Below are 7,849 nucleotides of genomic sequence, written 5' to 3'. Positions count from 1 at the left end.
TCGGACTTTTCCGACTCCAGGCGATCGACCTGTTCTTGCAATTGGGCTTGCTGTTGTCCGGCGCCGTCTAGCTGTCCTTGTAACTCGGACTTTTCCGACTCCAGGCGATCGACCTGTTCTTGCAATTGGGATTTTTCCCCTTGGGTCTCGTTCAACTGCGCGCGAACGCTATCGAGTTCCAAACCCAGTTGAGATCCTTGACGGTCGCGATCTTGCAATTGAGCCTGGAGGCGATCGATCTCCCCTTGTAACTCGGCGGCGCGATCGCTCGCTTCTTGCACTTGAGTTTGCAATTGCGCTTGTAAACGAGCTGTTTCGCCTTCTCCCGCCTGCGATCGCGTCCGCAGTTCGTCGAGTTGCGTTTGTAACTCGGAATGCGCTTGTTGAGAAGTTGCTAATTCTGCTTGCAAACTCTCCATTTGCGCGCGAATCTGTTGCAGTTGGGTTTGACTGTCGCTTAACGCTGCATCGAGGCGATCGCGATCGGCGATCGTCGCTGCTAATTCTCCTTGCAAACTGCTGAGTTCTTCACTGGCGGCGGGTTCTGGCTCCGGTTCCGGTTCTGGCTCCGGTTCCGGTTCTGCTTTCACTTCCGGTTCCGGTTCCGGTTCTGCTTTCACTTCCGGTTCCGGTTCTGCTTTCACTTCCGGTTCCGGTTCCGCTTTCGCTTCCGGTTCCGGTTGCACTTCCGTTTCCGGTTCAGGACTCGGGACGATCGCCTCGGGAAGCTCGACCTCAGTTAATTGCAATCCTGCTTTTGCCAATGCCAAAATTAACTCTTGGTTAGCTCGAATCCGAAACCAGTAGTAAATCGCCGATGCCGTTTCCGGGGTGAGTCGATCGATCGCGGCGATCGCCTCCGGTTCCGCGTGGGCCAACTCTCTTACCGTGGGAAAAGTATGCGCCAAACTTTGGGCCGCATGGCGTCCGACGTTGCGAATGCCCAAACCGTAGAGAATCCGCGACCAGGGTAAAGATTTGGACTTGGCGATCGATTTAACCAGCTTTTTCGCCGATTTTTGCCCCATGCGCTCCAACTCCACCAGTCGATCCACAGTGAGGTCGTAGAGATCGGCGATCGAGGTGACCAAACCGCGATCGATCGATTGCTGCACCAGTTTTTCACCCATTCCACTGATGTCCATCGCTTCCCGATGAGTCCAATTGCGTAAAATGGTTGGCAGCAAGGCGGGACAAGAAGAATTCGTACAGCGCATCCGGTCGTCCCCTTCAAAGGCGATCGCCGGGGAACCGCACTCGGGACATCTGTTCGGTAAACTCACCCGTTTGGCTTGGGCCGGACGTTTTTCGGCCACGACGCCGACGATTTCGGGCATCCCCTCCGAGTTTTCGGCTTCGATGACGACCGTATCGCCAAGGTGCAAATCCAACGCGGCGAGGCGATCGCTTCCTCCAACCGTCGCTTGGGAAATCGAGCGATCGCCGCATTCGACGGCGCGCACTTGGGCGATCGGGGTCAAGATGCCGTTGGCTTCCACGCGAATCGTTACAGCTTCAACTTCCGTGCGGATTGCTTCTGGGTGATTTTCGGACGTCACTGATTCAACCTCCTGGGTTCCTCGGGTGCAAAATAAATCAGATTTGGCAAGTTTTGGCAAAGTTTGGCGTACTTTTGTCGGCGATCTCGCGACTTTCGATATATCGCGATCTCCTCCATCGCCAAAAACACGACAGCGATCGATTCAAAAATTCCTATTTAAGAGATGTTGCGAATCGCGCGTTCTATATTGACATTTTGCCCGCTTTATTCTTTATCAACTGCCACGGGTTTTGATGTAACATTTCTACACTTAAAAATGCTTAAACCCGTTTCTATCATAGGTTGAATGGGTCACTTTGCGATCGATCTTTGGCAAAAGGTAAGTTCGCGGGAGGGTCGCGAGTCGATGTTTGGTGTTGTCCGGTGTTCTCCGATGTTATCCGGGGGGCGATCGCACTGCAACCCAGGGGTAGGGCTGAGGTTTCTCAAGCGGAGGCGAACGCGCTCATCGTCTCCAAAGGAGAATCGCGATCGCGCTCATTCGTTCATTTTGTTCGCCAACCATTCCACTTTGCGGTTGAGTTGTTCGATTTCGTCGAAGAGTTTGGCGAAAACTTCCGTTTGTTGCACTTGAGAGAGGCGATCGCTGAGTTGGTGAACCGTTCGTTTCAAGCGAGACAACTGGGGAACTTCCGGTCTGGCGTTGAATTTTTCTAATAAATTATCTAATTTTTGATTGAGATAGCGTTCGTTTTTTCTCAAACTTTCTAAATCTGCATTCAGTTGTTTGATTTGCGGCCAAATCAACTCCCGTTGGTTGGTTTCCATTTGGCCGATGGATTGTTTTAATTGTTCGTACTGTCTCCACTCGGGAAGGGGGCGTTCTAGCAAAGACTGAACCGCCGAATTAAGGGATTGAATTTTACGTTCGATATTGTCCAAATTAAACGGTTCGGTAAACGCACTAATATCCTGACGAATGGCGCTTAATTCCGATGAAAGTTTTTCTTGTAATTTGGTATTTAAAAAGTTCGTTTTACTTTCTAAAATCGTAATGCACAGTTGCAATTTTGCCAGTTCTTCTTGCACTTCGTTCGTCGGACGCTCGATGGGGGGTTGAGGTGGAGGGGCGATCGTCGGCGTGACCTCGCTCAAGCGGGTGTTTACTTGAGAAAAATAATGGGTCATTTGCTCTTGACGATCGCGATCGAGGCGCTGTCGGTTGGCGACATTAAAAGCCAGAGCGACGGTCAGGGGGAATGTAGCGTAGGCTACCTCTCTCAATAATACAGCGATCGCCGTCCCCACAGCGCTGCAAAAGATCGAGCTGTATTCGGCTAAAGCTAAAGGATGCTGTTGTCTTAAAATCCGTTGGGATTGCTGTAGATATTCCCTGACTCGCATGGTGATCGTCCGATGGCGCGGGTGAATATCTTGAAATGGTAGCAAGGGAACCGACCCGGCGACGGTTTTAAGGGCGATCGCCTTCCGGTTTGTAGGGAGGCAAATCGGGGGCGATCGCCGCCAAGAATCCCGGCGTTACAGGCGATCGGCCACTCCCTAATTTCGAGCGATCGACAACCATTAAAAACGAATACAAACTATTGACAAAAGTAGACGAAATTGTTATGCAGGGCTTGCACCCTTAAGGTGGGGATTCGATCGTGGCTTATCAAAAGTTACAAAAACCTGCGAGCCGCACGCCTATTCCCCAGGCGGTCAAGCCCTCGTCTTTCCATAAACCCGCGACCGACAGGGAAACGGAGGCGATCGCGGTGCCGCCCGCCACCAGCGAAGCCCTACCCGAATTTACGCCCTTACCTGTGAATTGGGCGCAAACTCATCCCCTGATGCGGAGTATGGAAGCGCCGGAAAGCGACGATCGCGACGCCACCCCAGACGTAGAGGTGGCGGTCAACCCACTCCTCACCCGTGCGGCAGCTCCGTCCGTCGCGGGCGATCGGTCCGCCACCCCGAGCGTACCCACCCAACTCATCCAACGCGACGACGAAGACGCCAGCGAAGATCGAGCCGCCGACAAAGCCGAAGCCATTTACGACGCCCTCAACTGGTGGGATGACGAAGAAGCCGCCCTCGCCGCCCTTTCCGGTCACGATAGTGCCATGCGATCGCGCATTGCCAACGCCTTCGCCCGCGAACACGGATTTTCCCTGCGCTCCTATCTCAAAGACCAACTCGGCGGCGACGACCTCGTCAGGGCGATCGCCCTGCTCGACGCCAGCCACACCCACGACCCCCACACCGCAATCGCCCTCGCCCTCATTCCCCTGGGAACCCGAGACGCCGAAATCTTCCGCATCTTAGAAGGACTCCCCCTCGCCGGACGCCAGGAACTCGAAACAAGATACAATCGCAGCTTCAGGGACATCGGCTCCGGAAGCCTTAAAAACGACCTCAAAGACGACCTTTCCGGCTGGCGGGAACAAAAAAGCCTCGCCCTCCTCCACCGCGACCTCACCAGTGCCGACCACCTCTATTTCGATAGTGTCGCCATTACCGGAACCCACACCGATTCCGTCGTCAGTCGCATCCAGCGCGAATGGCAAAACCCCGGCAACTTCGCCAACTTTGAAAACGACTGGAACCGCTACGTCCGCAACCAATCCGGTTGGAGTGACGAAACCTGGACCGACGAAACCCTTTACCAAGCCATGGACGGCGAACTCTCCGGAGAAGAGTGGGGACTCGTGCGCGCCGTCCTCGACGGTTACGAAGCTTACAAGCGCGGCGAAGCGGCTGCACAGAGTACCGCCGACCCGGGAGAACGCCAACGCCGACTCGAAGACATTCGCCTGCAAGTCGCCGAAGATAGCTTGACTGCCGCCACCAAAGGAGCCGGAACGAACGAAAGCGAAGTATTCCGCGCCGTTACCGAAATTCGCCAAATCTATCAAGGGCGGATCGATCGCGCCCGCCAAGCCGGAGACGCCGAAGGGCAAGCCGAAGCCGAACGCGCCTGGGAAGACCGACGCACTCGCCTGATGCCCTTCATCGAAGGAGAAATGTACGCCGAAGGTCACGAGTACCAGCGCGTGCGCCTCCTGACCATGGGCAATCTCGACATCGCCGATGAAGTCTATCTCGCCGGAGAAGCCCACGACAACGATCGCGTCGTCACCCTGGTCACCGATGCCTGGGCTAAAGGCAATATCGGCCAACTGCTCGATCGCGCCGCCGAGCCCAAAACCGACGAGACCGGGCAAATCGTGCGCCCCAGTTTCCGCATCGGCTTCGTCATTCCGATTACGAGGGGAGCGATCTGGTCGCGGATGATGACCTTAGTCAACACCGATTACGACGAAATCGGACGGGGGGCGAATCGCCTCAAACTCGAACTCGACCAAGGCGATTCCGACAGCGACTTGAAAAAAGCTTACGACTTCCTCAAACATAAAGACCTCAACGCCACCCGCCGCAATGCGGTAATCGATCGCTTCGCCGCCCAAAACCTCGGCGACGAAGGCGGCGGTAGCGGCATCGATCGCTTCGTCGCTTATATTTTCCGGCGCTACGAAAGTTCTCACACTTGCTACGAGTTCCAGGATTTGCTGCAACCGACTGCGGACCCGCAAGAAATGGCGACTCGCGCCCGAGGACGGCAAGAGGCGTCAGAAACGGGGGTGATGAATACGGCGCTCAACGTGTTTGTCGGCGCTTACGATGTCGTCAGTGGGGAAGATACCGCCGAAGTGGTGGGCGAATCCGCCGATCGCCTCGAATTCATCGCCGCCCAAGCGGGGGCGCGACCGGACGAACTCGAAGCCATGCTCGCCATTACCGGAGCCAGAGACGCCCAAGCCCTCGCCAGCCTTGAATATACGGCGTTTCGCACCCGCTTGGACGAGTTGCGATCGCTCCAACGCAGCATTGCCGAGGCGATCGCTACCACCGTCGAACTCGTGGTCGAAGCGGCCCTCACGATTGCTACGGGGGGGGCGGCTGCCGGGGCGTTACTCGCCTCTCTCTCTTCCGCCGTCGCCGGAATGCTCGTGCGCGAGATGCTCCTCGGCCAAGATTACGACCTGCTCTCCCGTGAAAATGCCCAAAAACTGGTTACGGCGATCGCCTCCCACGGCTTCAACTCCGTCGGTCGCGGCGCGGTCGATGACGTCCTCAATCCCGAACGCCTGCGCCAGTTGAGCCGCGCCGAAACCTTCCTCGCCGACGCCGCCAGCGAAGCCTTTACTCAAGTCAACTTGCAAGTGGTCACTGCCGGATTTGAAGGCAAATTCCCCACTGCAGAAAGTATCGGCGCCGCCGCCCTCTCCGCGATCGGCAATACGGCGGGGGCGGGAACGCGCGGCTTACTCGGTCACGGACTCGACGCGCAACAAATGGCTCGCGTCCAACGCCTGCGTCACAGTGCGGTCCAAAATATCACCCAGCAAGTGATTAGTGGGGTGTCCGAAGAAGGCGCCGCCCTGATCCGGACGGGAACGGGCAATCTCACCGTGGTCGATCTGGCCAGTCGTTTCGCGTCGCGTACCGCTCAATCGGTCGGTCGCGGTTTGACCAACAGTGTCGGCGAAGTCGGCGGACAAGCGGTGGCGACCCGTCGCGAAGCCCGCCGACAGGAAGCGGCGGCAACGGAGGAGGGGGGAGAACCGGGTCGCGATTTGAGCGAAGCCGCAGCCCGTCCGCCAGCCACGGGGGAGGAAGTCGCCGGGGCGGCGGCGGGGGTTCCCCGATCGCCCGGATCGGAGGAAGGGGGCAATCTGGAACAAGTGCAAGCGACGCGATCGGCGATCGAAGATTTACAATTGCCGGAAGCGACGGTGATGATGCCCCCGGAACGGCGCAGTCTCAGCCTCGACGAGCAGGTGCGCTACATCGGCGACGCCCAAACGATGTACGAGAATACTTGGCGGGAGGATCCCTCGCGAGAAGCGGCGATCTACCGCAACAGCGAAACGGGGGAATATATCATCATTCAGGGGGATTCGGGGGAGGTTTACGTCGAAGGAAGCGGGGGAGAACGGGAAGCCCCGGAAGGCGGTGGGGTCTCCCAACGGTGGAAGGAATTACTCGACGGGCAAGATGTCGGTCATTGGGTGTTGATGGCCCATTCTCATCCGGCAGACCCGGCGACTGGGGTGGTCTCGGACGTGAATCGCTTCCCGAGTGGCGCCAGTGGGGATTTTCACACGGTGTTTTGGGCGTCGCAGATGGCAGGCGGGGAGGCGCGATCGTCTACGATTCACTACGAAACGCCACAAGGCCCCAATTACACCCGTTTCGGCTACGATCCGCAGGCGGACAGTCCCTATTGGATCGAGGTTCCCGACCCGGAAACGGGGCGGCGACAACGGCAAGAATTTGCCGATCTCGAAGGGTATCATGCTTGGATGCGCGATCGCTTTAATGTGGATTTGGGCGAGGTTCCCGACGCCATGCGATCGCCCGGCGGGGACGAGTGGGATGAAGATACGATCCCCGAGTTGAGATTACCCCATACCCCGGAATCTGAAGACAGTGGCGCCAGGGAAGCTGGGGAATCCTTGCCCGACCTCGACCGCCTCTTAAGCAATATTCCTTTGGGTCTCCCTCCCGAGGGCAGTGTCGAAGGCGCCCGAAAGGCAATCGCGGGTGGAAGCCCGTCCGCAGAAGATTTTCAGGTTTTAATTCAGCAAGCCGTTGCCGACTCGCGCACTTATCGCATGGCTCAAAATCCCGAGCAACCCCTCACTTCTGAATTGATGCGCGGTGCTTGTGGTGTCGGTCGCGATATTTCAGCCTCTTCTCTCGCTTCTTTATTGGGCAACAGTTCCGTTCCGGTTCGCATCGATCGCCATCAAGCCCGACAGGTCTTTGGGGTGGAACCCCACGGCTTTAGCGTGGTTACGTTTTTGACCACACCTCCCGTCCGCTACCTGGTCGATCCCACTTTTGCCCAGTTCTTGCAACCGGGAAGCTCCCATCCCCTTCCCGGCGGGTCACCACTCGCTACGGCTCTCGTTGCCACTGGATTTGTTCCCTTAACCCCGGAAAATGCCCGTTTATATGCCCTGGCGATGGGCGTACCGGAAACTGAAGCCGCCACCTTGGGCGATCGCTTATTCGGTGGCGAAGGCGCCGTTACTCAAGAAATGCTCGGACAGGGACAAAGCGGTCCGCTTTTAGAAGAAGTCGATCTCCCCAATGATGACATCGTTGACGTTCCCTGGTCGATTGAAGAACTCGGAACCACGATCGGTAACCTTCAAACTACAGGCGATCCCCACGGACTGTTACCTCATTTACAGCAGTTGCGCCTTCGCCTTCAAGGGATGCTCAGTTCGGTACAATCCCCGTAACCATAGAACGCACCTCGCGATCGCCATCGAGGGC

The 7,849-nt window shown here is 57.0% G+C and carries 4 protein-coding genes; 1 reads left to right on the top strand and 3 read right to left on the bottom strand.

Annotated features, from left to right (window positions below):
* From JJD41_RS22680 to JJD41_RS25505, 3 genes are all read right to left on the bottom strand, one after another.
* Positions 1-1,559: helix-hairpin-helix domain-containing protein (locus tag JJD41_RS22680; protein WP_370583930.1), on the bottom strand; the 1,559-nt coding region annotated here is incomplete at its 3' end.
* A 479-nt stretch (positions 1,560-2,038) separates the two neighbouring features.
* Positions 2,039-2,905: a GumC domain-containing protein gene (locus JJD41_RS22675; RefSeq protein ID WP_200669815.1), complete on the bottom strand. Its 867-nt coding sequence runs from the start codon at positions 2,903-2,905 to the stop codon at positions 2,039-2,041.
* A 67-nt stretch (positions 2,906-2,972) separates the two neighbouring features.
* A complete protein-coding gene (locus tag JJD41_RS25505) occupies positions 2,973-3,101 on the bottom strand; it encodes a hypothetical protein (protein ID WP_255547412.1) in 129 nt (42 codons plus the stop codon).
* Positions 3,102-3,165: 64 nt separating this feature from the next.
* Here JJD41_RS25505 and JJD41_RS22670 point away from each other — a divergent pair, with 64 nt between their 5' ends.
* The gene (locus tag JJD41_RS22670; protein ID WP_200669814.1) at positions 3,166-7,815 is read left to right on the top strand and encodes a hypothetical protein; all 4,650 of its coding nucleotides are present in this window, start codon (positions 3,166-3,168) and stop codon (positions 7,813-7,815) included.
* The last annotated feature ends 34 nt before the right edge of the window (positions 7,816-7,849 follow it).

The sequence above is a fragment of the Oxynema mangrovii CENA135 genome (assembly GCF_016632315.1).
GTDB lineage: Bacteria > Cyanobacteriota > Cyanobacteriia > Cyanobacteriales > Laspinemataceae > Oxynema > Oxynema aestuarii.
Note: the sequence above shows the minus strand (reverse complement) of the source record. Positions and strands in the feature narration are given on the sequence as shown.

Bases quoted from the DNA above. Each gene is read 5' to 3' on its own strand.
- JJD41_RS22675 (WP_200669815.1), bottom strand. From the start codon at position 2,905: ATGCGAGTCAGGGAATATCTACAGCAATCCCAACGGATTTTAAGACAA.